This window comes from Mycobacterium sp. pUA109, from assembly GCF_041287095.1.
GTDB lineage: Bacteria > Actinomycetota > Actinomycetes > Mycobacteriales > Mycobacteriaceae > Mycobacterium.
Window position 1 is genome coordinate 43,095 of the sequence record NZ_JBGGKS010000011.1, and the last position, 23,738, is coordinate 66,832.

At 66.1% G+C, this 23,738-nt stretch carries 24 protein-coding genes; 9 read left to right on the forward strand and 15 right to left on the reverse strand.

Features of this window, described 5'->3' with window-relative positions; translation table 11 throughout:
* Positions 1 to 72: 72 nt before the first annotated feature.
* The 9 genes from ACAG26_RS14155 to ACAG26_RS14195 form a co-directional block, all read right to left on the reverse strand.
* Positions 73 to 1,509, reverse strand: a complete 1,437-nt coding sequence (locus ACAG26_RS14155) for an amidohydrolase family protein (RefSeq protein ID WP_370483178.1) — start codon at positions 1,507 to 1,509, stop codon at positions 73 to 75.
* 132 nt (positions 1,510 to 1,641) lie between these two features.
* Positions 1,642 to 2,001 carry a DoxX family protein gene (locus ACAG26_RS14160; protein ID WP_370483180.1) on the reverse strand — a complete coding sequence of 120 codons (360 nt, stop codon included), beginning with the start codon at positions 1,999 to 2,001 and terminating at the stop codon, positions 1,642 to 1,644.
* Positions 2,002 to 2,090: 89 nt separating this feature from the next.
* Positions 2,091 to 3,194 (reverse strand): LLM class flavin-dependent oxidoreductase, encoded by a 1,104-nt coding sequence (locus ACAG26_RS14165; protein WP_370483181.1) that lies wholly within the window; start codon positions 3,192 to 3,194, stop codon positions 2,091 to 2,093.
* A complete protein-coding gene (locus ACAG26_RS14170; RefSeq protein WP_370483182.1) occupies positions 3,088 to 3,606 on the reverse strand; it encodes a VOC family protein in 519 nt (172 codons plus the stop codon). Before ACAG26_RS14170 ends, ACAG26_RS14165 begins: the two co-directional genes overlap by 107 nt.
* Positions 3,607 to 3,780: 174 nt before the next feature.
* Entirely contained in the window at positions 3,781 to 4,635 is an 855-nt protein-coding gene (locus tag ACAG26_RS14175; protein ID WP_370483184.1) for an enoyl-CoA hydratase, read from the reverse strand.
* 2 nt (positions 4,636 to 4,637) lie between these two features.
* Complete coding sequence (locus ACAG26_RS14180) at positions 4,638 to 6,134, reverse strand: aldehyde dehydrogenase family protein (protein ID WP_370483185.1); 1,497 nt, start codon at positions 6,132 to 6,134, stop codon at positions 4,638 to 4,640.
* Positions 6,131 to 7,801 (reverse strand): AMP-binding protein, encoded by a 1,671-nt coding sequence (locus tag ACAG26_RS14185; RefSeq protein WP_370483186.1) that lies wholly within the window; start codon positions 7,799 to 7,801, stop codon positions 6,131 to 6,133. The genes ACAG26_RS14180 and ACAG26_RS14185 overlap by 4 nt, the downstream gene beginning before the upstream one ends.
* A gap of 82 nt (positions 7,802 to 7,883) precedes the next feature.
* Entirely contained in the window at positions 7,884 to 9,581 is a 1,698-nt protein-coding gene (locus tag ACAG26_RS14190; protein WP_370483188.1) for a thiamine pyrophosphate-requiring protein, read from the reverse strand.
* Between the two features lie 185 nt (positions 9,582 to 9,766).
* Complete coding sequence (locus ACAG26_RS14195) at positions 9,767 to 10,921, reverse strand: amidohydrolase family protein (protein WP_370483189.1); 1,155 nt, start codon at positions 10,919 to 10,921, stop codon at positions 9,767 to 9,769.
* 222 nt (positions 10,922 to 11,143) lie between these two features.
* Here ACAG26_RS14195 and ACAG26_RS14200 point away from each other — a divergent pair, with 222 nt between their 5' ends.
* Positions 11,144 to 11,533 carry a PPOX class F420-dependent oxidoreductase gene (locus ACAG26_RS14200; RefSeq protein ID WP_370483191.1) on the forward strand — a complete coding sequence of 130 codons (390 nt, stop codon included), beginning with the start codon at positions 11,144 to 11,146 and terminating at the stop codon, positions 11,531 to 11,533.
* Positions 11,534 to 11,569: 36 nt separating this feature from the next.
* On the opposite strand, the gene ACAG26_RS14205 is transcribed toward ACAG26_RS14200, so the two are convergent.
* Positions 11,570 to 12,208, reverse strand: coding sequence for a TetR/AcrR family transcriptional regulator (locus ACAG26_RS14205; protein WP_370483192.1), 639 nt, complete (start codon positions 12,206 to 12,208; stop codon positions 11,570 to 11,572).
* 91 nt (positions 12,209 to 12,299) lie between these two features.
* Here ACAG26_RS14205 and ACAG26_RS14210 point away from each other — a divergent pair, with 91 nt between their 5' ends.
* Positions 12,300 to 12,635, forward strand: a complete 336-nt coding sequence (locus ACAG26_RS14210; protein ID WP_370483193.1) for an NIPSNAP family protein — start codon at positions 12,300 to 12,302, stop codon at positions 12,633 to 12,635.
* A gap of 117 nt (positions 12,636 to 12,752) precedes the next feature.
* Positions 12,753 to 13,520, forward strand: a complete 768-nt coding sequence (locus ACAG26_RS14215) for an SDR family NAD(P)-dependent oxidoreductase (RefSeq protein WP_370483194.1) — start codon at positions 12,753 to 12,755, stop codon at positions 13,518 to 13,520.
* A 119-nt stretch (positions 13,521 to 13,639) separates the two neighbouring features.
* Here ACAG26_RS14215 and ACAG26_RS14220 read toward each other — a convergent pair whose 3' ends face one another.
* The 5 genes from ACAG26_RS14220 to ACAG26_RS14240 all read right to left on the reverse strand — a co-directional run bounded on the left by ACAG26_RS14220 (position 13,640) and on the right by ACAG26_RS14240 (position 17,772).
* Positions 13,640 to 14,386, reverse strand: coding sequence for an SDR family NAD(P)-dependent oxidoreductase (locus tag ACAG26_RS14220; protein ID WP_370483196.1), 747 nt, complete (start codon positions 14,384 to 14,386; stop codon positions 13,640 to 13,642).
* 10 nt (positions 14,387 to 14,396) lie between these two features.
* Positions 14,397 to 14,918 carry a hypothetical protein gene (locus tag ACAG26_RS14225; RefSeq protein ID WP_370483197.1) on the reverse strand — a complete coding sequence of 174 codons (522 nt, stop codon included), beginning with the start codon at positions 14,916 to 14,918 and terminating at the stop codon, positions 14,397 to 14,399.
* Between the two features lie 217 nt (positions 14,919 to 15,135).
* A complete protein-coding gene (locus ACAG26_RS14230) occupies positions 15,136 to 15,672 on the reverse strand; it encodes a flavin reductase family protein (RefSeq protein WP_370483198.1) in 537 nt (178 codons plus the stop codon).
* Positions 15,673 to 15,853: 181 nt separating this feature from the next.
* Positions 15,854 to 16,867, reverse strand: coding sequence for an NADP-dependent oxidoreductase (locus ACAG26_RS14235; RefSeq protein ID WP_370483200.1), 1,014 nt, complete (start codon positions 16,865 to 16,867; stop codon positions 15,854 to 15,856).
* Positions 16,868 to 16,896: 29 nt separating this feature from the next.
* Positions 16,897 to 17,772: an SDR family NAD(P)-dependent oxidoreductase gene (locus tag ACAG26_RS14240; RefSeq protein WP_370483202.1), complete on the reverse strand. Its 876-nt coding sequence runs from the start codon at positions 17,770 to 17,772 to the stop codon at positions 16,897 to 16,899.
* A gap of 223 nt (positions 17,773 to 17,995) precedes the next feature.
* Here ACAG26_RS14240 and ACAG26_RS14245 point away from each other — a divergent pair, with 223 nt between their 5' ends.
* The 6 genes from ACAG26_RS14245 to ACAG26_RS14270 all read left to right on the forward strand — a co-directional run bounded on the left by ACAG26_RS14245 (position 17,996) and on the right by ACAG26_RS14270 (position 23,732).
* The gene (locus tag ACAG26_RS14245; RefSeq protein ID WP_370483203.1) at positions 17,996 to 19,195 is read left to right on the forward strand and encodes an acyl-CoA dehydrogenase family protein; all 1,200 of its coding nucleotides are present in this window, start codon (positions 17,996 to 17,998) and stop codon (positions 19,193 to 19,195) included.
* Positions 19,188 to 20,369: an acyl-CoA dehydrogenase family protein gene (locus tag ACAG26_RS14250; RefSeq protein WP_370483205.1), complete on the forward strand. Its 1,182-nt coding sequence runs from the start codon at positions 19,188 to 19,190 to the stop codon at positions 20,367 to 20,369. Before ACAG26_RS14245 ends, ACAG26_RS14250 begins: the two co-directional genes overlap by 8 nt.
* A 16-nt stretch (positions 20,370 to 20,385) precedes the next feature.
* Positions 20,386 to 21,288 (forward strand): alpha/beta fold hydrolase, encoded by a 903-nt coding sequence (locus tag ACAG26_RS14255; RefSeq protein ID WP_370483207.1) that lies wholly within the window; start codon positions 20,386 to 20,388, stop codon positions 21,286 to 21,288.
* Between the two features lies 1 nt (position 21,289).
* Positions 21,290 to 22,339: a phosphotransferase family protein gene (locus ACAG26_RS14260; protein ID WP_370483209.1), complete on the forward strand. Its 1,050-nt coding sequence runs from the start codon at positions 21,290 to 21,292 to the stop codon at positions 22,337 to 22,339.
* 70 nt (positions 22,340 to 22,409) lie between these two features.
* Positions 22,410 to 22,937, forward strand: coding sequence for a hypothetical protein (locus ACAG26_RS14265; RefSeq protein ID WP_370483211.1), 528 nt, complete (start codon positions 22,410 to 22,412; stop codon positions 22,935 to 22,937).
* Between the two features lie 48 nt (positions 22,938 to 22,985).
* Positions 22,986 to 23,732 (forward strand): SDR family NAD(P)-dependent oxidoreductase, encoded by a 747-nt coding sequence (locus ACAG26_RS14270; RefSeq protein ID WP_370483213.1) that lies wholly within the window; start codon positions 22,986 to 22,988, stop codon positions 23,730 to 23,732.
* Positions 23,733 to 23,738: the final 6 nt, after the last annotated feature.

Consider the following 23,738-nt stretch of genomic DNA (forward strand, 5'->3'; position numbering starts at 1 on the left):
GCTCGCCGGCGCGGCGAACTGATTGGCCCACTCGGCGGCCGGTGTGACCGCTGCCGTCGCGGAGGAACCACATCAGGCCCTCGCCAGCGCCTCCGCGGCCCCGGCACGGTCCTCCGCGACCGCCTGGTCCATCTGGTCGACTTTGAAATTTACCGGCTTGTTGATCCCGGCCCGGAATTCGAAGTGCCGGATCAGCTTCGGGTCCACCGGTTGACCGTTGAACAGCTCACCGTAGAGCGGGCCGACACGCTTAGCCGTCTTCTCCAGCAACGCCCGGTCCAGCCCGTAGAACTCGATGGCGTTCTCCCCCAGGATGGCCCGCGCCTCGACCTCGGGGACATCTGTCAACGTCGCGCGAATCCAATCGTGGGTGTTCGGCCAGGTCCCCTCGAAATGCGGGTAATCGCTACCGAACATCAGCTTGTCAATGCCCACATCGTGGCGCGCTGCAACATCCCCGTACCGCATCAGTGACGTCCCGCAGGCACAATGCAGCTTCCAGTACTCACTCGGTGTCATCTTCAACGATCCGGGGTCGGCGGCGTGCACACGATCCAAGTAGGCCAGTGTCGGTGGCACCCAGTCGGCGTGGATCTCCTGGAAGGCGACCTTCAGCCGCGGGAACCGGTCGAACACCCCGCCCCACATCAGCTGCCACAACGGGCGACGCTCACCGAACGTCTCGAACAGCTCACTCAAAAACGAGTTCGTGCCGACAGCGTCCGGGCTGGCGTCCGGGTCGAACCTGGGCAGCATGCTCTCGTCGATCGCCGATAAGCCTTCCGCGCCCGCGTCGTCGCCGCTGGTACGGCTGAACACGTTGCGCACCATGTCGACCACAAAGCCCTGCGGATTACCGAAACCGGCATGGATGTGGACCACCATCCCCAGGTCCTGGCATGCTGCCCACATCGGGTCCCACCAACCGTCGTACAGCGCCGGCAGATCCTCCGGGGTCGTGCCCGGCATCATCGGCGGAAAGATCGCATGGAAACCCGACTCCCGGGCGCGCACGATGTCGGCGACCCCGGTGTCCCAGTCCGGCCACGGATAGATTAGTGGCACACCCAAAAGCCGGCCGGGCGCCTCCGAACAGAAGTCCTCCAGAAACCGGTTGTGCGCGTGCGAGCCCGCCCGCCGCAGCTCATGCGACCGCAGCGAGTTCTGCACGTCGGCAAACGGCACGAAGCCAATGGGCCCGAACGGGTGGAGGAATTCGGCGGCGATACCCTCGGCCTCCACGTGACGAAGCCGCCACACCGGATCGAAATAGCCAACCTCACCCGCGGCCGACACCACGCCGTGCTTGTCGTAGACCTCAAGGGAATCCTCCGGCGGTGGGTATCCGGTCAGGTCGACAACCCTGTTGATGACCCCCACGTCGTCGAGGTAACCGCTCCACGAATCGTGGTACTTCGACTCCAGATACGCCTTGTACATCTTCGGCGGCAAGGAGACGTGCGAGTCCGCCGACACCATCGTCATCGGTTTGAGTTCCGGGCTCGACAACGTGGTTGCGTCCGCACTCCGTACGTCAAATCTGACTCGCATCCGAGCTTCCCCTCAAGGCTGTGACATATCTGACATGCTTGCCTGTCAGTTTGCCGCTGTGGGTGCCGCAGGTCAAGACTTATTCGTGAGCTAGCCCGCGAGGATGGTGAGCTGAGCGCCGAAAACGAACCCAGCCATCCCGAACACCACCAATCCGGGCAGCATTGACTCCATGGAATCCCCTACCCGGCGATGCATGATCACCGCTCCGACCATCAGCAGCATCAACCCAGCTGCCGCGGCAACACCCAACGGTCGCCAGCACAAGCCGCCGATCAAACCGGTCGCCGCAGCCAACTGACACAAGCCAACGAACCGGCTCAACTCCGGCGGCATGTGGAAATGCTGCCCCTCCTTGCGGGCCGGCGCCAAATAGAGGGTGTTCACGGTACCGGCTGCGCCGAAAAGTACCGCCAATGCGATCGATGCCCCGACTACCGTGATCTGCATATTCCTCCGTATCGGCACATCGGCCGATGACCGCAGGTCGGTCCTGCGACTGGCTCAGCGCCCGGCGCTCTTCGGATACGACCGGAGCATCAAGCAAGCATCTGGGTGGCTTCGGCGAGTAACTCGGCCTGTCGAGACCAGTCGCCTACCACGGTGACGGTTATGCGTTCGACCCCGGCCTCGCCCAAAGCGGCCAGGTTTTCTGCGATCTGGGTCGGAGACCCTGTTGTAACCATCGCGTCGGCGGCCTCGTACGGGAACCCCCACATGCCGGCCGGGTCGGCTACCGATTCCACCGCGGCGCGCCGGTCGGGGATTGTCGGGTCACCGGCGATGGAAGCCAACAGGAACCCGGTGATGGCCGGCGTGGGGCGGCCCCTGCCGACGGCCAATCCCGCCAGTGTGTCGCGGAGCTTGGCGATCTCGGCCGGCGGGAGGGGCAGCCCGAACCAACCGCCGACGTCGACGGCCCGGTTCAGGGCCGGTTGCGATATCCCGCCCACCAAGATCGGCGGGACGGTGGCCGCGGGCAGCAAACGGTACTCGACCCCGTCTTTTCCTGTCCCGCAACGGCCCGAAATCAGATCTGGGAGCACCCGCAGCGCCGCATCCGTCAGCCGACCACGTTGGCGTCGCGGGACGCCCACGGCTCCCCAGGATCCCGGATGGCGATCCTCGCCGATACCGACGCCGAGGATCATCCGGTCACCGGACAGGTGTTGCAGCGCAGCGATCTGCTTGGCCACCCAGGCCACCGGCCGCAGCGGGAGCACCATGACGCCGAAGCCCAGCTTGACGCGTTCGGTGGCCGCGGCGACCGCGGCCAACACCGTGGTGCTCTCGAGGAAGGCCATCTGAGTACCAGCCACCAGTTGGTCGATCACCCACACCGACTCAAAGCCGAGATCCTCGGCCTGTCGGGCGGCCGCCACGACATCCGGGGGCACCTCCGCGGCCGGACTCATGGTAGGTAGGAAAATCCCAACGTTCGGCCCAGACATGTTGTGCTCCTTGAACTTGCACGGGGCCCGGCGCCGAAACGTCTGGAACGCAAAGCGAGCGCTGCGCCCGCGCCGAATCAGCCTGCTAGGCCTCGGGTGCCGCCACGGGTGCCATCGACTGCTGAGCCTTGATGATTGAATCCAGCAACGACGGCTGGTCGGTGGCGAAGTCGAGTTTGTCCATGCCGCCATACGGATTCTCGAAGCTCGCGACTTCCTCCGGCGAATTGTCGGCGTAAACCTCAAGTTCATTACCGTCGGGATCGTAGAAGTACACGCTCTTCGTCACGCCATGGTTGACGGTGTAGGCGATCTCGACGTTCTCGCGCAGCAGCGTGTCGTAAGCCTCACGCAGATCATCCTCATTGCGCAGCTTGAAGGCGAAGTGCTCCATCCCGATCTGGTAGAACGTTCCATCGGGAGCCTCAGACCCGAGCTCGGCGATTCCCAGTTCATGATGGTCGCGCCCCGTCGAAAGGAAGACGACCGCCGGAGGGATCTTGCCCATCACCTTCAGCCCCAGGACCCGGGTGTAGAAATCAAGCGACTTCTCCAGGCTGCGGACCTTGATGACAACGTGGGCCACCCTCTCGATCTTGATCATTTGCCTTCAACCTCTCCAAATTCCGGTTCCGCTGGACGCGGCGACGATGGGCAACGCTCACCAAGCGGTCAACACTCGGCGCAGCACACTCCATGCGCTTCTTCGTTGTCAGAGCAGCTCGCTCGTAGCTTACTAGATCAATCTATACACTGCAAGAGGCGATGCCCGATCCGCCTACGACTGTGCCGCGGCGGTCTTGCCGAACGTCTTCTCCATAAATCCCGGATCGATCAGCATGCCATGCACCTGCTGGTTGTGACTGTGGCACAGCTGGTGGTAGGCAAACGATGTCTGCATCGCGTTGACCCGCCCCTGGTTGTCCTGGGCGACGTTGACCGACTCCTTCGCCAGCTTGAGCGCAAACAGCGGCTTTTCGCCGATGCGCGATGCCAGTTGCAGTGTGTATGACTCCAGCTCATCGAGAGGCACGACGTGATTCACCATGCCGAGGCGATGCACCTCCTCGGCCGTAAGGAAGTCGGAGGTGAACAACATCTCCTTGGCCTTACGGACGCCGACCTCGAACGGGTGGTTGAAGAACTCGGCGCCGGCCACCCCCATCGACACGGTGTTGTCCTGAAACAGCGCATTGTCGGCCGCGACAATCAAGTCGCAAGGCCACACGAGCATGAGGCCACCGGCAATGACCTTGCCCTGCACGGCGGCGATGGTCGGCTTCGGAAGGTTTCGCCAGCGCTCGGAAAGCCCGATGTACATCTCTTTTTCGACCGCCATCTGCGACTCGGCGCCGGCGCAGCCAAAGCCACACCAGGTACCGACCCGCTCATACTCGGTGATCACCTGCAGCGCGTCCTGCTCCCGCAGGTCGTGTCCCGCGGAGAAGTGCGGTCCATTCGCGGCCAGAATGATGACGCTGACCGAATCATCCTGCGCGGCACGGTCGAAGGCATCGTTGAGCTCGTACAGCATGCGCATGCTCTGCGCGTTGCGCGCCTCGGGCCGGTTGAGCACGATTCGGGCGACCTTCTCGGCGGCCCGCTCGTAGAGGATGGTCTCGAACTCGCTCACGCTCAAGCCTGCCCGTTCGACTGAGGCAGCCGGGACGTGGTGTCGGCAAGGATGGCGGCTGCCGTGGCAACCGCGCCCTGAACACGCTCGGCCGTCAGCGGCGGGGTAAACGCCGCGGCAAAAGGAGTCGGCAAGTCGCTGTGGGCGATGGGACGTTGATGGGAGAACGTATCGAAGCCGGCCTTGCCGTGGTACGCGCCCGAGCCGCTCATCCCGACCCCGCCGAACGGCGCGGCGTCATTGACATACGCCAACCCGAAGTCGTTACGCGACACCGCGCCCGACGTGGTGTTCCGGAGGAACCGTTGGAAGTCATCGTTGTCTGCGCCGTACCAGTAGGACGACAGTGGGTGTTCGCCGGCCGCGGCGTAGCCGATGGCCTCGTCGATGTCGGAGTAGGTGTGCAACACCAACACCGGACCGAAGATTTCCTCAGTGTTGATCACGGCGTCCGCTGGGGTGTCGAGCAGCAGCGTCGGCGGGAATCGGCGCGATGCGGCGTCGGGCACCCGGTCCTTTTCCTTTTCCGGCACAATCACGATCTCGGTGGCGCCCTTGGCCTTGGCGTCCTCGACGAGGCGGGCGACCCTGGCGTAGTTGGCGTCGTTGATGATCGACACCACGTCGGGGTTGTCGATGAACGTCGGGAAGTGCGCGCGCACCGCCTGCTGGTATGCCTCGACAAAGGCCTGCTTGCCCGACTCGGGGACAAAAGCATAGTCCGGGCACAGGCAGACCTGGCCGTTGTTGACGAGGCGTGCGGCGGCCAGCCGCGCCGCGGCATCGGCGATGTCGGCGTCGGGGGCGACGATGGCGGGGTTCTTTCCGCCCAACTCAAGCGTCACCGGCACGAGATTGCGTCCGGCGGCCGCGGCGACGAGGCGTCCGACCTTGGGCGAGCCAGTGAAGAAGATGTGGTCCAACCGCAGATCGGTGAACGCGGTGGCGGTCGGTAGCCCACCGTTGACGACCACGACTTCCTCGGGGCTCATCCGGGAGGCCACCGCACGCGCGAACACCGCGCCGGTGCGCGGCGTCATATCGGAGAACTTGATCATCACCCGGTTGCCGGCCGCGAGCGCTTCGACGGTCGGCACGAACACCAGCACCACCGGGAAATTCCACGGGCCGATGACGCCAACCACGCCTTTGGGGCGATTCTGGATGACGGTCGGGAAGGCACCACCCAACCCGGCGGGCACCTCGGTCGGCGCCATCCACGCCTCGAGGTTGTCTCGGGCATGGGTAATCGCCCCCATCCCACCCACGATGTCGAGTTCCATCGAGGTGGTCGGGGGCCGGCCACCGAAGTCCGCGCCGAGGGCCTCGGCGAGTTCGGCGGCGTGCTCAAGGACCGCGGCCACAAGGCGATCGATGCGGTCACGGCGGGTGGCGGCGTCGGGGATCGGATCGAGGGCCTGGGCGGCGCGCTGGGCATCCAGGAGCCGCTGCAACTCCTCGGGCGCGACGTCGACGAGTTGTTCGGTTGTCATAGTCATCGGCTCAGCTCCTTTTCTGCGGGCGAATCAGCTGCGACAAGGTCTCGGGCCCACCGGTAGTCGGCTTTGCCGGCCGGGCCCCGGAGCACCGCGTCGACGCGGACGATCGCTTTGGGCAGCTTGTAGCGGGCCAGCCGCTGCTCGGCGTCGGCCAGCAGGTCCCCATCCGTCGGGTCGTGTCCGGGCCGTAGCTGCACGACGGCGACGATCTCGCTCCCCCATCGCTCGCTCGGCCGTCCCACGACGACGACGTCGCGGACCGCGGGGTGGGCGATCAATGCGTCCTCGACCTCCTCGGCGAAGATCTTCTCCCCACCGGAGTTGATCGTGACCGAGTCGCGCCCGAGCAACTCGATGCTGCCGTCGGCGCGGTGCCGCGCCCGGTCGCCGGGCAACGCCATACGGCGACCTTCGACGGAGGGGAAGGTGCGCTCGGTCTTATCGCGGTCGCGGAGGTAGCCGAGCGGAATGGCACCATGGCGCGCAAGCCATCCGGTCTCCGGGTCGCCCGGCTGGAGAATCCGTCGATGCTCCGCGTCCACGACACAGGTGCCGGTCGCCGGCGTGAAAACACCGGAGGTCGCCGGCGCCCCGCTCGCGCTCAAATTCGACAGTTGCGAGCCGGTCTCCGAGGACCCAGCCACATCGGCGATGACGACCTGCGGCAGCAGCCGCAAGATGCGGTCCTTGACCGGTGCGCTGGTCACCGCACCGCCCACACCGACCAGCTGCAAGGAACTTCCGTCGTGGCCGCCGCGCTCGAACTCGTCGCACAGCGGGGTCGCGAACGCGTTCCCGACGAGGTTCATCAGCTGCACCCCCTCCCGGTCGATCAGCTCCCATATCGATGCGGGGTCGAGACGGTCGACGACGTCGGGGAACACGACGGTTCCCCCACCCATCAGACCGGCCAGCGCCATCCACTGGGCGGCCCCGTGCATGAGCGGAGGCAACGGCAGCACGACTCGCCGCTCGCCGGCGGCGACCAGGGCCACGCCCTCGGCGAGCGCGGGCACTTCGAACATGCCGTCCGGAAGGAAGGCGCCCAAGCCACTTTCGAGGATGTCGGCCTGGGTCCACAGCACGCCCTTGGGCATCCCGGTGGTACCGCCGGTATAGAGCAGGTAGAGATCGTCGGGATCCGGCTGGGTCGGCGGGGGCTCTGCGCTGGCGACCGCCAGGGCCTGCTCGTAGTCGAGGGCACCGGGAAGCAACGCGTTGCCCGAATCGTCGGCGACTTGCAGCAGCAGCGTCGGCGGTTTATCCAGCGACCGCAGGACCGGCGCGAGCGTCGGGGCGAAACGCGCGTGGTAGATGATCGCGCGGGCCGACGCGTCGTTGAGCAGATAGGTCAGCTCGGCTTCAACGTAGCGGTAGTTGACATTCAACGACGCGGCGCGGGCCGCCGCAGCACCCAGCATCCCTTCCAGGTACTCGTTGCCGTTGTACAGGTACAACGCCACATGGTCTTGGCCCGACTCCCACGGCTGCAGCTCGGCGCGTGGCCGGTGGACGGTGATCCCGCGTGACAGCAGGAGATTCGCGAGACGATTGATTCGCGCCGCCACTTCGCGGTAGGTGAGCCGGCGATCCCGGTACACGATGCAGTCGCGCTCGGGTAGCGCCGCAGCGACGCCGGCGAACAGCTCAGCGTGGTTGTATCGCATCAAATCTCCAACGGTGAACGATCGAAAGTCGCAGGCCCCGGCCACGTTGCCCGGGCCTGCGACTGGCCTTCGGGACGCCGGATCACTTGCACCGGATGTCGACGAGGGCCTGACGCCGCTCGTCGCGCACGACGCGCAGCGCCTCCTTGAGCGCACCCACAAGTTCGCTGCGGTGGTGCACCGTCACGCCGTGGCCACCCGAGGCGGTGCAATAGGCCGCGAACTCCGGCGAGGGCGACAGGTTGGAGAAACGGTCCTCACCGGACGTGACGGCGGTGCCGTCCGGGTAGACCAGCTGCGTCGCCATGTCGACGGCCCACCAGTTGCTGTTGTTGGCGATGATCGTCAGCACCGGAAGGTTGTGCTTGGCGGCCGCATGGTGGCACGCCGCCGGGTTGGCGAACATGTAGGCGCCATCGCCGAGCGTGGCGACCACAGTGCGGTCCGGCGCGGCGTACTGGGCGCCGAGTGCGGCCGGCAGGCCCCAGCCCAGCCCGCCCGATGCGGGCAGGAAGTAGTAGGTGCCCGGCTTCGTGCGGTTGAGCAGGCAGGCGGTTGCCACGTACTCGTTGAAAACGATGTCGTCCTCGTCGAGCAGCTCACCCAGGACCGCCGAGATCGCCGCCGCGGTAATCGGCTCATCGGCATCGCGGCCGTTCTCGTCGCGCCGTTGGGCGTCGATGCGGCCCTGACGTGCCGCGGCCATCGCACGGATCTCCTCGGCGCGACTCTGGTCGATACGGTCGCCGCGGATCTCCAACGCCTCGGACAGCCGGGTGAGGAATGCGGTCGGCGTGGCGCTGATGTTCAGATCCGAGCGATGCGACCGAATCGGGTAGGTGGCGTACAGCGGATCGACCCCGACCTGAGCGATGTAGGTGTCGGCGCGGGGCGGCGTGTGGGTCTCCATCCACGGCACGTCGCTCTCGAGGAAGACGATCACATCGGCCCGGGTGAACACGGTCGTCGCCACGTCCATGTTTGCGACGCGGTGCGGATGGTTGTACGGGATGTTCAGGTAGCGGGCCCACGGATCGGCGATACCGATCCCGTATCGGGTGGCGAGGTCACTGAGCAGCTCGACGGATTCGGGCTCGATCCCGTTCGCCGTGGCCACGATGACCGGGAACTCGGCGGCGGCAATACGATCGGCGAGCGCCTCGATGGCGTCGGGATCGGGTTGCACGGTAGCCGGAACGGTGGTGCGCGCGACCGGCACCGCCGGGGCCTGCGCCGGCTCAGCCAGCACCTCACGGGGCAACGCGAGGTACACCGGCCCCCGCGGGTGGGCGGCGGCGACGCTCAGAGCGCGGTCGACAACGGACTCGACCTGGCGGGGGTCGCGCAGTTCGTAGTCCCATTTGACGAATTCACGGACCAAACTCGCCTGATCGAACATCTCCTGCGACCAATGGATGGGCAGGTCGCGGGCTCCGACAGCGCCACCTTCGAGGATCGGTGACCGGCCGGCGGTGACCAGCAGTGGAATCCGGTCCCGGGAGGCGTTGGCAACCGAGCACGCGGCGTTCGCCGTTCCGACGTTGACGTGCAACATCAGGGCCTGGGGCCGTCCGGTCACGAGCGCGGCACCGTGGGCCATGCCGCCGGCCAGGTTCTCGTGCGCGCACAGCACGGGCGTCGGCAGCGCCGGGTTGTTGTCCTGGTTGAGCGCATAGGCTTCGACGATCGGCGCGAAGTCGGTCCCCGCGTTGACGAAGAAGTATTCGATGCCGTGCTCGACGAGCGCGTTGAGGTAGCGGGTAGCAGCGGTCTGCGACATGGTGATCTCTCTGTTTGGTGCTCAGGACGTGTATTGGGCGACAGCTGATCTGGCGCGCGACCAGCACCCGCTGCGGCGCGACCTGTGTGGCCGCACCCCAGCAGGTGCTCGCATCCATGTGTCGAGCTGGAATGACCAGATTCCGAGCGGACCGAGCTGTGGAACGGGAGCCTGGTCAGGACAGGTCACGGCAAGAGCCACTCGGCGTTCGTCCGGAAGAACTTGGTGGTGATCTCCTCGCCCAGCGGTTCGACCTTGGCCAGCATCTTGTTCATCGAGTCCTTGGTGCCCTCGACGTGCGGGTAGTCGGTCGAGTAACAGAACACATCGACCAGGTTCGGGTCGTCCTGGATGTACCGGTCGACCGGCTCGAAGTTGAACGGCGACACCCGCACGTTCCGTGCGACATACTCGGACGGCTTCATCGGCAACTTGGCGGCCGCCGAACCGGGGAACACCTGGCAGTACATGTCCATGCGCCGGGCGGCCGGGCCGACCCAGTGCGCACCGACTTCGAACAGGCCCAGCCGCAGCCGCGGGAACCGCTCGAAGACGCCGCCGAGCACCAGGGCGTTCAGGTAGTTGTCGATCGCCATGTGGCAGGTCGCGAACATACCGATGTTGGTGTTCGGGATCTCCGGGGACTGGAACAGATCCTGGAAGGTCTCGGCAAAGGTCCATCGCGGGTCCAGGAAGAAGAACTCGGTGCCGATGTGCAAGGTGGCAGTGACGTCGTTCTCCTCCAGCAATCGCCACAGCGGATCCATTGCCGAGTGCGCCGGCGACACGCCACCGGGCGGGACGTCTGCCTGAAGATAGACGCCTTTGACGCCTCCGTCGATGAGCCGCTTGATCTCGCCGATCATGTCGTTGATGTCGTCGCTGGTGGGGATGATGCCGACCAGGCGGATCCGGCCATCGTTGAGGTTCGCGTTCTCGATCGCCCAGTCGTTGTATGCCCGCAGGAACAACTTGGAGAATTCGGGCCGCGACAGTCCCTCGAGCATGGAAGTGTCGCCACCGAAGCGCTGCTCGAAACCGAAGTCGGTCATTCCGCCGACCATCATCGCGGCGATCGCCGTGGTCGGAAAGACCAGCTGCTTCTCGATCCCCATCGCGTCGAGAACCTCGACTCGCCGGTTCAGGTCGATGGCACTGGGCGCCTTGGGCCCCTTGACCTTCCAGATCGAGTCCTCGTCGATCTCCATCACGTCCTCGGCCTCGACGTGCATGTTGGTGTCGGTGGGATCGGGGCGCAGCCGGTCGGTCGCCTCGAAGAGCGCACCCATGATTCGGCCGGCCTGGCCGAAATAGTCTCCGAGCCGAGTGCTCGGGATCATCTCGTGAGCGTCAACGTCGTGCGCAAGGAGTTTCATTCGTACCTCTGGGATTGGGATTGGTTTTCCTGGGAAGGAAAGCAGCGTGGTCGTTTCGTCCTCGGGTGTGACGGACTAGATAGATTGCTCTAGGATCATCAGACAATCACAATTGTCGGAGTGCGTCAACCCTCGGAGAACACCCCTAGACGTCGCGGGCGCGACGTCCGATCTGGAAGGAAAGCCATGCCCACCGTGCCCGATTCCCATCGCGACCTCGTGGCAGCACCGCTCGTTGCATCGCTGGCCACCCTCGGCGGCGACAGGACTCCGCAGGTGACCGCGGTCTGGTTCGTGGCCGACGGCGACACCGTCAAGTTCTCCCTGGTGACGGCGCGGCAGAAGTACAAGAACATCGTCGCGCGCCCCCGGGCGACGTTGTTCATCATCGATCCGAAGAATCCGTTCCGCACCCTCGAGATCCGCGGGACGGTGGAGGTCTCCGAGGACTCCGATCTCGAGCTTTTCGCGCAGGTCTTCCGCCACTACGGTCTAGACCCGGACACCTCTCCTGCACCGCGCGAAGGACGCGTGGCGGTCAGCCTGCGACCCACTCGGGTGGTGGCGCAGGGTTGACCGGTTATGCCGCTCGGCGCCACGGAAGCGGCGAGGTCACTTCCCGCGGGTTTTCTTCGCCTTGCGTCCGTTGCCGGCGGCGAGCCCGGCGGCAACGGCGTTCGCCGCCGCGCGGCCGGCGGTGTGCATCGGATCCGAAGATCGGGTGGTGCGGCACAGCAGGACAGCACCTTCGATCAGGCAGAAGGTCTCCACCGCGACGTCGCGCGCACGCTCGGCGCTCATCCCGGCATCGGTGAACCGCTGTTCGAGAACCGCCAGCCACGATTCGAACGCGTCGGCAGCGGAGTTCCGCATCAGCTCGTCACTGGTGGCCACCTCAAGGGCGATCGTCGCGATCGGGCACGCGTAGCCGTAGTCGGTCTCCTCGAGCAATTCGGCGGCCCGGACGAAGGACGCCGCGGTCGCCTCCACCACGTCCGACCCCGGCGGGTATACCGACTCGAGCACCTCCCGGTAACGCTCGCCACCGTAGGTGAGCGCGGCGGCGCCGAGTTCCTGCTTACCGCCGGGGAAGAAGTGGTACAGCGATCCGTACGGTGCGGCGGCGGCGGCCAGGACAGCCTTGATGCCGGTGGCCCCGAAGCCCTGCCGGCTGAAGAGCTCGGCGGCCGACTCCACGAGACGCACCCGGGTCTCGGACGGCTTTGCAGTGCTAGACGATGTCGCGGTCACCCGTTCAGCTTACCTCGCTAGATCAATCTGTCGCAGCGTGACGCTACCCACGCACGTTGACCTCGCCAACGTCACAAGATAGATTGATCTAATGTCTGATACTCGTGTTTTTGAACTTCGTACGTACGAGGCGGTGCCGGGCAAGATCGACGCGCTCGTGGAACGCATCGGCGATCACGCAGCGGCACTGTTCGAGAAGCACGGCATGACCAACATCGGTTTCTGGGTGCAGACCGACGACGAGGGCGCGCCGACCGACACCCTGACCTATATCGTTGCCCACGAGAGTCGCGACGCCGCGAAAAAGTCGTGGGAGGCGTTCTGGGCCGACCCGGAATGGCAGGCCATCCGGGCCAACGGCGAGCAGGTCACCGCCGGCGCCACATCAGTGTTCATCGAGCCCACGACGTACTCGGCGATTCGCTGACCCGCGCATGAACACCCCACCACCGGTGGGGTTTTCATGGTGTTTGCACACGGCCCTGAACGGCAGGCCCGGACAGCCGGCATTCCTGCCCACCCGAATAACTCTGAGGATTATTTGATGTCTTCGCTCTTCGACCTGACCGGGCACGTCGCGCTGGTCACCGGAGCCAACTCCGGGATCGGGCTCGGCATGGCAGACGGGCTGGCCCAGAGCGGCGCCGACGTGTGCATCTGGGGCACCAATGTCGAGCGCAACGAGAAGGCTGCGGAGGAACTCGCCAAGCACGGCACCCGGGTGCGGGCGATCCGCTGCGACGTGGGCGACGAGGACGCGGTGGCGGCGAGCTTCGCCGAAACGTTGGAGTACTTCGGGCGAGTCGACTCCTGTTTCGCCAATGCCGGTGTGCGCTCGCCCGAAATCCCGTTCCTCGAAACGACCCTCGCCGACTTCCACGGCGTCACCCGAATCAACCTCGACGGCGCGTTTCTGACGCTGCGCACCGCCGCACAGCACATGGTGGAACGTGGCGGCGGCGGCGTGCTGGTGGGTACCTCCAGCGTCTCGGCACACCACGGAACACCCCGCGGCCAGGCGTACGCGGCGAGCAAGGCCGGGCTGTCGGCGATGATGCGCAGCTGCGCCATCGAGTTGGCCCGGTACGGGATCCACGCGCATTCGCTGACGGTCGGCTGGACCGAGACGCCGCTGATCTCTCGGGAGATGAACAACCCGGCGTTTCAGGAGAACGTCATCAAGCGCATGCCGCAACGCCGCTGGGGAACTCCCGGTGATTTCGCCCGCATCGCGGTGTATCTGGCCGGCGGCTCCGGCGGGTTCCAGACCGGCGACGACATCGTCATCGACGGCGGGTACCTGGTCTTCTGACGCGATTCATTTCGCCAAATCTTCTCGAGATGGCCGCCGCTGCGGGCCCGCCGAATCCTGAAGGACAACCCAAAAGAGCGGGTCGACACCTGGTGTCGACCCGCTCTTTTAGTCCGCGGTTACGGGATGAGCCCGCCCGTCGCCCGGATCACCTGGCCGGTGACCCACCGAGCATCCGGGGAGGCCACGAAGGCCACCACGTCCGCGATGTCGGCGGGCTGGCCGAGCCGGCGTAACGGAGTCCGCTCCGCGATCGCAGCGGCGGCATCGGCCGGGAGCTTCTCACGCTGAGCATCCGTTTCGGTCAGCCCCGGCGCCACCGCGTTGACGGTGATGCCCCGCCGTCCGAACTCGAACGCGCACTGGGCGGTGAAAACTTCGATCGCGCCCTTGGTGGCCCCGTAGACCGGGCTTCCGTCGCTAGGGGCAAACGCGGAGAGCGAGCTGATGTTGATGATCCGACCGCCCTCCTCCGGAAAGTGCGCAACCGCGGCCTGGGTGGTCGCGATCGGCCCCTCGACGTTCACCCGGATCATCCGGTGGACTTCGTCCTCGGTGATCTTCTCGGCGAACTGGATGGCGATATCCGCGGCATTGTTGACGAGGATGTCGAATCGGCCGAGCTCCGAGGCCGTCCGCTCGACCAGCGACTTGGCCTGTGACCAGTCGCCGACATCGCCTTGCAGCACGATCGCCTTGCCGCCGGCGGCCCGAATCCGTTCGGCGACCCGCTCGGCGGCGTCCGCCGCCTTGACGTAGTTCACCGCGACGGCGGCCCCGTCGGCCGCCAGTCGTTCGGCGATCGCGGCGCCGATCCCCCGGGACGACCCGGTGACCAGCGCGACCTTGTTCGCTAATTTGCCCACAAGATCCGCCCTACTTCTGCGACCTGGCGAGGGCGCCGTGAACCTCGGCCATCATGTCTTCCTGCGAGATCGGCGAAATGTTCTCGTTGAGCAGGGTGACGCCGGGGACGTCCCCGTAGTCCGGCCCGACGTGCGGGCCGATGAACTGGTAGAAGTTCGCGTCGCCATACTGCCGCTCGCTCAGGATCTTCTTCTCCACCGGGTCGAACTCGATCACCGCCAGGTACTGGCCGGTCATCCGGCTACCGTCCTCCAGATCGAACGAAATCCAAGCCTCGCGGAACAGCGTGTTCGGACCGACCCCGTGCACCCGCTTCTTCGAGGCGACCCGGACTTTGGCACCGTGCGGGAGCGAGCGCCGGTAGTGTTCGCGAACAGCCTCCACCCCGTCGACCCGCCACTGGGCGCTGGGGAATTCGTAAAACGGTTCGGCAACCACGGTTTCCATCGTGGCGTCGATATCCTGTGCTAGCTCGGCAAGTTCATGCGCGGCGAGGATGGCTTCCATTTCTTCAATAGTGAGGTCGGTCATGAGGTCCATTCCGTAGTCCGGGAATCCCGTGCCCAAGGGATTAGTCAATTTCACAGAGGAATCTGTATCGCCGTCGTGTGCCTACGGGGCTGTGCACAATCGCGGCGATTCACAAGCTTCACAAGAACGGTTGAGCTGCTCAGGGTTTCGTTGTCTTCTCCTTCGGGTCGATCGGTTACGCCGGATGCTGATCACCTACGGGTGCACCGGGTGTGCATCAGTTGTGTTCGACGAAGTCGGCCCGGTCACCCTCGAAGGCGATGCCCGCGAGTCGGCGGAACTGGCTGCCGTGGAACACCAGCGGCGCGACCGCGGGACTAGCCTGCAGGCCGTGGATCTCGAGCACAGCGAGGGCGTGGTCGCCTGCCGGAACTTCGGAATGCAGGGAGCATTCCAGCCACGCGGCCGCACCGCGTACGAACACACCACCCCCGGGTGAGCGGTCCCAGGCGACTTCGACGAAGCGGTCGGGGACATTACGGGCGAGGTTCATACAGATCGCGTCCTGGCTCTGCGCCAGCACACTGATCCCCAGCCGGGGCCGGTCACGCAGCCTCTGCCACGTATACGAGGAGGACTGGAAGCACACCGAGACTAGGGCCGGCGCGACCGACACCGAGGTGAATGAGCTGGCGGCCATCCCGACCGGCCCGTCGTCGACCATCGCGCACACCGCGGTGACGCCGGACGGGAAGCACCCGAACGCCCGACGTAACAGTCCGGTGTCGTCGGTCATCGACTCGAAACTGATCATCGTCCGGTCCCACCTATTCCTCGGCACCCCACGGGCGGCACGATCGCTGGGGTGTCCCTCACCTCGACGCGACCCGCGGAGTGCACCGCGCCACAATCGTAGCGCTTCTTGATAGATTGATCTAGCATTATTGAGTCTTTTGCATGGACGCACGACGGCCTAGGAGTCTCCCCGGCGCCCGCTATGAGCGCTCGTCCGCGATCCGCACCATGATCTTGCCGTCGTGCTTACCGGTGAACAACAGGCTCAGTGCCTCGGGCGCCGCCTCGATGCCGTCGAGCACGTAGTCCTTCCAGCGCAGCCGCCCGGCCTGAATCCAGGACGCCAAATCCGCGTACGCGTCCCGTGCCCGGTCGAAGTGGTCGAGCACGACGAAACCCTGAATCGTCAACCGCTGCATCAGGACCCGGCCGAAGTCGGTCGGTCCGGCCATCGGCCCGTTGGAGTTGTACGACGAGATCAGCCCGCACACCGCCATCCGGCCGTGCCGGTTCATCCTGGCGTAGACGGCATCCATGATGGCGCCGCCAACGTTCTCGAAGTCCATGTCGATACCGTCCGGGCAGAGCCGGTCGAGGGCGTCGCCCACGTCCTCGGACGTGTAGTCGACGGCACCGTCGAAGCCCAGTTCCTCGACGATCCACCGGCACTTCTCCGGGCCGCCGGCAATGCCCACCACCCGACAGCCCATGATCTTCCCGATCTGGCCGACGATGGACCCCACCGCACCGGCGGCCGCCGAGACCACCAGCGTCTCGCCGGGATGGGGGCGACAGATGTCGAGCAGACCGGTGTACGCGGTCAGGCCGGTGGTGCCCAGCACCGACAGCGACGCCGTCAGCGGGATGCCGTCGCGCCGGCGGATCCGGGTCGCGGCCGCGGCGTCGCTCATCGAGTACCGCTGCCAGCCACCGTCGCCGAGCAGCACGGTGTCACCCGGCGCGAACCGCGACGAGGTGCTGTCCTCCACGACGCCGACCGTGATTCCGCGCACCACCTCGCCCACGCCGACCGGCGGCAAGTACTGCTCGCGATCGCTCATCCACACCCGGTTCGTGGGATCGATCGACAGATAGACGTTGCGCACCAGGATCTGGTCGTCGCCCAGTGCGGCAAGGGGTGATTCGATCAACTCCAGGTCGGCGCTCTGGATCGCCCCGTGGGGTCGGCGCCTGAGCACCCATCCGGCATTCATCCGCACCATCTCACCGGCCTCAATCCGCGCTAGTAGGCGATCGGCGTCGTCCCGTCGACCATGATCTGCGCTGTCACGTCGGGGCCATGGCGACCGTCGAATTCGGTGAACGCCCGCTCAACTTCGCCGTGCACCCGCGCGACCAGCGGCTCCCACTCCCGGTGCGTGATGATCAGGAACTGCCCGTCCTGAATCGCCTCGACGACCTGCTCGCCAACCCGGTCGGGGTCGGCGCCCTGCGCCTGCAGGTTGAAGTTCTCCGCGGCGGCAGCGGCATTGGGCTCCCGGCCGAGCAGCTTCGCCTGCCCCTCCTCGGCGGTCATGGCAAGGCGGGTGGCCACCGTGCCGGGACACAGCACCGAGACGCCGATGTCGGTGCCGGCGAGCTCGTCGCGCAGCACCATGGAGAGGCCCAGACTGGCGAACTTCGAAGAGACGTAGGCGCCCACGTTGGCCATCGGCACAATGCCTGCCATCGAGGCGGTGTTGATGATGTGCGCCCGCCCGCCACGACTCTTGAATCGCGGCAATAGGGTCGAGACACCGATGAACTGGGCGTCGGTATTGATCTGGTGGACCCAGCGCCACACCTCCAACGGCGTCTCGTCGAGCGGTCCGCCCCCGTTGACCCCGGCGTTGTTGCACAGGATGGAGATTGGCCCCAGCGCCTCCTCGGCCATGTCCGCGGCATCCGTCCAGGCGTCGGCGTCGCTGACATCGAGTTCCACGGTGGTGACCACTCCCCCGGCATTGGTGAGTTCGCCGGCGACATCGGCAAGGCGCGAGCCGTCGATGTCAGCGAGTGCGACCTTGGCTCCCGCCGCAACGAGAGCCCGTGAGATTCCCAGTCCGATGCCCGATGCCGCACCAGTTACGAGGGCTACCTGCCCTGCGGGCCAAACCATGCTGCGCTCCTAATCTCCCGTTGAACGTGGTGTGAAAAATTGCGGGGATCACTAACCCGCGCGTGCAACTGCGCCAGCGCGCCAAGACATCCCGTGTTTGGCCCCGCTGGTGCGGCTTAGACATTGACACCCGCGGGGTGTTCCCATAGGGTCCAGGTTAGTAGATCGTTCTATTTATTACTAGTCTGGATTGTGCCCAGTCCGCCTTGACCCACGGGAGCTGATGTTGAGCACTGACGCCCAATCCGCGCGCGTAGCGGAATCCGCGCGCAAGGTCGTAGCCGAACACGACCCCCGGGCGGTCCCGGTGACGGAGTTCCTCGGAGCCTGCTACGACGCCGGTCTGTCGTGGGTGCATTTCCCCGAGGGCCTCGGCGGGCTCGGGATCTCGCGCGGATACCAGGGTGTCGCGGACGCGATTTTTCAGCAGGCCGGCGCCCCGTCACCGTACGGCCTGAACATCATTGGCTACGGGATGGCCGCGCCGACCCTCGTCGAGCACGCCCAAACCGACGAACTTAAGCACCGGTGGATGCGGCCGCTGGCGACGACGGAGGACATCTGGTGCCAGCTGTTCTCCGAGCCGGGCGCCGGCTCGGATCTTGCCGGGCTAGCCACCTCCGCCGTCCGCGACGGCGACGACTGGGTGGTCAACGGGCAGAAGGTGTGGACCACCCTGGCGCACTGCGCCAATTGGGGGATTCTGCTGGCCCGCACCGATCCGGACATCCCGAAACACAAGGGCCTGACCTACTTCGTCGTCGACATGCGCGACCCCGGCGTCGAGGTTCGCCCGCTGCGCCAGATGACCGGCCAGGCCGAGTTCAACGAGGTCTACCTCAGCGACGTCCGGATTCCGGATGCGCACCGGATCGGTGCGGTGGGCGCCGGTTGGTCGGTTGCGATGACGACCTTGATGAACGAGCGCAGCTCGATCGGAGCCGCCGGCCTTCGTCGCGGCGACGGCACCATCGCCGACGCCGTCGCACTGTGGGCGCAGCGCCCGGGGCAGCGCACCGCGGTGAAACGCGACCGCCTCGCCCAGCTCTGGCTGCGCGCGGAGGCGCAACGGCTCACCTCGGAGCGGGCCCGCGTCTCGGCGACCGTCCGCGGCCCCGGCCCCGAGGGCTCCATCGACAAGCTCGTCGGCGCCGAACTGAACCAGCAGGTTTACGAGTTCTGCATGGATCTGCTCGGCCCCGAGGCAACCCTCTACGGCGACTACACCATGCGCGACGTCACTCCCGAGAATGCCAACGCCGGCGGCCCGGTGCAGGAGCGCTTCCTGCGCTCGCGCGCCAACACCATCGAAGGCGGCACCTCCGAGGTGCTGCGCAATATCCTCGGCGAACGGATCCTGGGGCTGCCCGGTGACCTGCGCGCCGACTCCGGACGACCCTGGCGTGAGGTGCCCCGTGGCTGACAACACCGTGACCGAGCCGAACGAAGAATTCGCGTTCAGCCCCGAGCAGCAGGAGCTGCGTACGGCGGTACGCCGCTTCGGCGCCGAGCACTCCGATGAGGAGACCGTCCGCAAACTGATGGAGTCCTCGCCGACCTTCGACCCGGCCACGTGGTTGCGGCTCGGCTCCGAGCTCGGCGTCCTCGGGCTCGGCGTGCCCGAGGAACTCGACGGTTCGGGCGGCGGCCTCGTCGACGCCGCGATCGCCATCGAAGAACTCGGCGCCGCGCTGTTCTGCGGCCCCCTCTTCGGCACCGTCATGCTGGCGATCCCCGCCCTGCTCGCCGCGCCGGATTCGCCGCTGCGCAACGACACCCTGGCCCCGCTCGTGGCGGGCGAGCGGACCGCCGCCTGCGCCATTCCGGAGCGAGCCGGAGCATTCGACGCCGACGCCGTGGCGGTCCAGGCCACCGGCTCCGGCGACGGCTGGACGCTGACCGGGACGGCCCGGCAGGTCGTCGACGCCGGCGCCGCCGATATTCTGCTCGTCGCGGCGACCGGCCCGGCGGGAGTTGCGCTGTTCGTCGTCGACGACGCCACCGGGGTCGAACGCACCGCATTGTCGACCCTGGACCCCACGCGACCGCAGGCCACTGTCCGGTTCGCCGGCACGCCTGCGCGGCTGCTTGCCGGCCCCGAGCAGGCGGCCGCAATCTGCACGCGCGTATTGCAGGTCGCCTCGGTGCTGCTGGCTGCCGAGCAGGTCGGCGCCGCCCAGCACCTGCTCGACCTGAGCGTGGCCTACGCCAAAGAGCGGCTGCAGTTCGGCCGCCCGATCGGATCGTTCCAAGCGGTCAAGCACCGGGTCGCGGACATGCTCGTCGAACAAGAGCACGCCCGCTCGGCGGCCTACCACGGCGCCTGGGCACTCCAAGACGGCACCGATGATCCGGCGTTGGCGGCGTCGATCGCGCAGGCGTCCTGCTCGGCAGCCTTCTCCCGAATCGCTAAAGACACCGTTCAGGTGCACGGCGGCATCGGTTTCACCTGGGAGCACCAGACGCACCTGTACTTCAAGCGCGCCTTCACCGATGCCGCCCTGCTCGGCAGCGCCGAAGAACACCGGGCGCGGATCGCCGAGCTCGTGCTCGACACCGCGTCGGCTTCCGACGAACTCGCAGTCGCGACCGGGTGACGCCAGAAGGCCACGAATGCCCTACCACGACACATTCACCGCAACGCGAATTGCCTTGAGCGGTGCCACCCTCAGCGTGATCGACGAGGGCGCCGGTCCGGTCGTGCTATTGCTGCACGGCTTTCCGGACCGCGCTGCGATGTGGTCGCACCAGATCGCGTACCTGGTCGGCAACGGCTACCGGGCCATCGCACCCGACCTCCGCGGCTTCGGTGACAGCGACCGCCCCCAGGGTGTCGATAACTACGACAGCGCATCGATCATCGGTGACGTCATCGAACTGCTCGCTTCGCTCGACATTGGCAGTGTCCACCTGGTGGGCCATGACTGGGGAGCCACAATCGCCTGGGCATTGGCAGTAAAACGGCCGGACCTGGTCGAAACGCTCACGGCATTGTCAGTCGGGCATCCGCGTGCCTTCTTCCGAGCCGGCGACACTCAGCGCGCCCTGGCGTGGTACATCCTGCTGCTGCTGCACGTGGGCGCCGCCGAGAAGATGCTTCCGCAGCGCGGGTGGGAGTGGTACCGATCCTGGGCGTTCGGCGGCGCTTCACGGCAGGGCAATGACCAACTCGACCAACAGCTGACCGACCTCGAACGGCCCGGCGCCCTGCTTGCAGCACTGAACTGGTATCGCGCGAATTTTCAGCCGGAGATATTTCTCGACCCGGACCCTTACCCTCACCTGGGAAACGTCAGGTGTCCGGTTCTAGCGGTGTGGTCCGATGCCGACATCGCACTGACCGAAGCACAGATGACCGGGTCACAAGACTTCGTCGATGGCCCGTGGCACTGCCACCGCGTTAGCGGAGTCGGTCACTGGCTACCCCGCGACCCAGCCCACGAAGTCAATTCCCTACTGACAGAGTTCTACTCACCCTCTCCTGCCGTCGCCGCGGGGGCGCTCCGTTCGGAGTGACATGACCACCGATGGCGACCGCGTGAGCACAACTCGACCCTTAACCGACAGCGTCATCGGCATCGACCACGACGCCATCGAGCGCTGGTTCGCGAGCGCCGTTCCGGAGGCCCGAGCACCGCTGTCATTCGAGTTGCTCGCCGGCGGACGGTCCAACCTCACCTACCTGGTCCTCGACCGCCGGGGCCGCTCCTGGGTCCTTCGCCGACCGCCCACCGGTCCGCTACGCCCCGGTGCGCACAATATGGAGCGTGAGTGGCGGATCCTCGTCGCCCTGCAGTCCAGCCCGGTTCCGGTACCGCCCACAATTGCGTTCTGCGCGGATCCGGCAGTCACCGGCGCCGAATTCTACGTAATGGACCATGTCGACGGGATCCAGGTTGATAGCGCGGCCAATGCTGCGCTGCTGGGTTATTCGGCCCGCCGGCGTTTGGCCGAGGAAAGCGTCACCACGCTTGCGCGTCTCCACGACGTCGATCCGGCGGTGGTCGGGCGGCGCGCCGACCCGCGGGCCGGTTCCTACGTCCACCGGCAACTGGATCTCTGGCTGCGGCAAATCACCAGCAACGGCACGCCTCGCACACCGGAGCTATGCGAGGTCCACGGCCTCCTCAGCGCGAGTGAACCACCGCAGCGGTGGACCAGCCTCACCCACGGAGACTTCCGGCTCGGCAACATGCTGGTATCCACCGATGGATCGATCGAAGCCCTCCTCGACTGGGAGCTCTGGACCTTCGGCGATCCACTAGCCGACCTGGGCTGGCTGGCCGCCTGGTGGGGCCTGGCCGAGGACGACGGCTGGACACCGATTCGCGCCGAAGGGTTCCCTGCGGTCGCCGAACTGGCCGCCCACTACCAGCAATCAACCGGCCGCGACATCTCCGATGTCCCGTACTACATGAGCTTCGCGCTATGGCGCCTTGCCTGCATCGCCGAGGGCGTCTACGAGCGCTATGCGGCCGGAATGTTGGGCACGCCAACGACGTCGCTCGACATCCTCGCCACCCGCCCCCGCGAACTCGCGGAGGCCGCACGGGTGGCGCTGCACTGATGCCGAACCCGACTCGCCGCTGCGACGTTCAAATTAGTTCGCTATCGATGTGACAGGAGAGGTGTCTCAGATGAGTTTGACGCTCAAGGAAATGGAAGACGTGTTGCTGGCGCACGAAATCGCCGAACTGGAACAGGACATCGATGCCACGATGGCCACCGTGGTGCCCGATCCGCACTATGAACTCTCCGCGCTCGGTTGGATCATTGACGGACAGGCTGCGGTGCGTGAGATGTACCGCCGGATCCTGCCGGTCGACCACCGCGATGTCGCCGCCGAGAAGCGAATCCACGCCGTGGCCGACAACACGCTGCTGCGCGAGGCCGTGATGTCCTTCAACAATCTCGAGGGCAAGCGGGTTAGTGGCCTGTACTTGGTGGTGCTGGCCTTTGATCCTGAACTGAAGCTCATCGCGGGTGAGCGCATGTACATGGATCCGCTTTTCGCGCAGATGATGTCCGAGCAACTCGGCCCCGACTTCGGAGAGGTACCCGGTGTGTCACGGACGGCTGACCGGTTGCCGATCATCGCCAAGCATGACGCGTATGCCTGGGCCGAGTCGGAGGGGCTCACCATCGATCCGAACCGGGCGAAATAGCGTTTCGTGCACTGGAATTCCCATTAACCTACAAAAGAGAGCGTTCTGATGAGCAATCTAGAAGGCAAGGTCGCGATCGTCACCGGTTCCTCACGCGGCATCGGCGCGGCCACCGCGCGACGGTTGGCGGCGGACGGGGCGGCCGTCGTGGTCAACTATGTTGCGTCCGAGGCCAAGGCGCAGGCGGTCGTCGAAAGCATTCGGGAGGCTGGCGGCAACGCGATCGCGGTCCAGGCCGACATGGGCGACTGGGAGCAGGCCCAGATGCTCGTTCGGCGGTCGGCCGAGGAATTGGGCCGGCTAGACATCCTGGTCAACAACGCGGTGCAGACCGTGGGCAGAGAACCCATCGAAGACGTCACCGAGGAATTCACCAAGCAACAATTCGCGGTCAATATCCTGGGGCCGATTGCCGCCATACAGGCTGCTGCGCCGCTGTTTCCGGCCGAGGGCGGCCGGATCATCAACATGAGTTCGTGCGTCACGGTCCACCCCGTCCCCTGGAGCACCGTCTACTCGGGGACCAAAGCAGGGCTTGAAGCAGCGACCCGGTCGCTTGCCGCCGAACTCGGGCCGCGGAACATCACCGTCAACGCGATCGGGGTGGGTTTCACCAAGACCGAACTGATCGGAACGAACACCAAAGAGCAGGACGATGCCTTGATCGCCCGGACGCCGCTGGGCCGCATCGGCGAGCCGGAGGACCTCGCCGACGCGGTCTCGCTGCTGGCCTCGTCGGACGCACGATGGATCACCGGACAATTGGTGCTGGTGACCGGCGGCATCGTGCCCTGACCCTTG

Bases quoted from the DNA above. Each gene is read 5' to 3' on its own strand.
- ACAG26_RS14160 (WP_370483180.1), bottom strand. From the start codon at position 2,001: ATGCAGATCACGGTAGTCGGGGCATCGATCGCATTGGCGGTACTTTTC.
- ACAG26_RS14240 (WP_370483202.1), bottom strand. From the start codon at position 17,772: ATGGTTTGGCCCGCAGGGCAGGTAGCCCTCGTAACTGGTGCGGCATCG.
- ACAG26_RS14190 (WP_370483188.1), bottom strand. From the start codon at position 9,581: ATGTCGCAGACCGCTGCTACCCGCTACCTCAACGCGCTCGTCGAGCAC.
- ACAG26_RS14215 (WP_370483194.1), top strand. From the start codon at position 12,753: ATGTCTTCGCTCTTCGACCTGACCGGGCACGTCGCGCTGGTCACCGGA.
- ACAG26_RS14170 (WP_370483182.1), bottom strand. From the start codon at position 3,606: ATGATCAAGATCGAGAGGGTGGCCCACGTTGTCATCAAGGTCCGCAGC.
- ACAG26_RS14200 (WP_370483191.1), top strand. From the start codon at position 11,144: ATGCCCACCGTGCCCGATTCCCATCGCGACCTCGTGGCAGCACCGCTC.
- ACAG26_RS14270 (WP_370483213.1), top strand. From the start codon at position 22,986: ATGAGCAATCTAGAAGGCAAGGTCGCGATCGTCACCGGTTCCTCACGC.
- ACAG26_RS14255 (WP_370483207.1), top strand. From the start codon at position 20,386: ATGCCCTACCACGACACATTCACCGCAACGCGAATTGCCTTGAGCGGT.
- ACAG26_RS14245 (WP_370483203.1), top strand. From the start codon at position 17,996: ATGTTGAGCACTGACGCCCAATCCGCGCGCGTAGCGGAATCCGCGCGC.
- ACAG26_RS14195 (WP_370483189.1), bottom strand. From the start codon at position 10,921: ATGATCCCGAGCACTCGGCTCGGAGACTATTTCGGCCAGGCCGGCCGA.
- ACAG26_RS14225 (WP_370483197.1), bottom strand. From the start codon at position 14,918: ATGACCGACCTCACTATTGAAGAAATGGAAGCCATCCTCGCCGCGCAT.
- ACAG26_RS14185 (WP_370483186.1), bottom strand. From the start codon at position 7,801: ATGCGATACAACCACGCTGAGCTGTTCGCCGGCGTCGCTGCGGCGCTA.
- ACAG26_RS14260 (WP_370483209.1), top strand. From the start codon at position 21,290: ATGACCACCGATGGCGACCGCGTGAGCACAACTCGACCCTTAACCGAC.
- ACAG26_RS14165 (WP_370483181.1), bottom strand. From the start codon at position 3,194: ATGGCGGCATGGACAAACTCGACTTCGCCACCGACCAGCCGTCGTTGC.
- ACAG26_RS14210 (WP_370483193.1), top strand. From the start codon at position 12,300: ATGTCTGATACTCGTGTTTTTGAACTTCGTACGTACGAGGCGGTGCCG.
- ACAG26_RS14180 (WP_370483185.1), bottom strand. From the start codon at position 6,134: ATGACTATGACAACCGAACAACTCGTCGACGTCGCGCCCGAGGAGTTG.
- ACAG26_RS14265 (WP_370483211.1), top strand. From the start codon at position 22,410: ATGAGTTTGACGCTCAAGGAAATGGAAGACGTGTTGCTGGCGCACGAA.
- ACAG26_RS14235 (WP_370483200.1), bottom strand. From the start codon at position 16,867: ATGAATGCCGGATGGGTGCTCAGGCGCCGACCCCACGGGGCGATCCAG.
- ACAG26_RS14230 (WP_370483198.1), bottom strand. From the start codon at position 15,672: ATGATCAGTTTCGAGTCGATGACCGACGACACCGGACTGTTACGTCGG.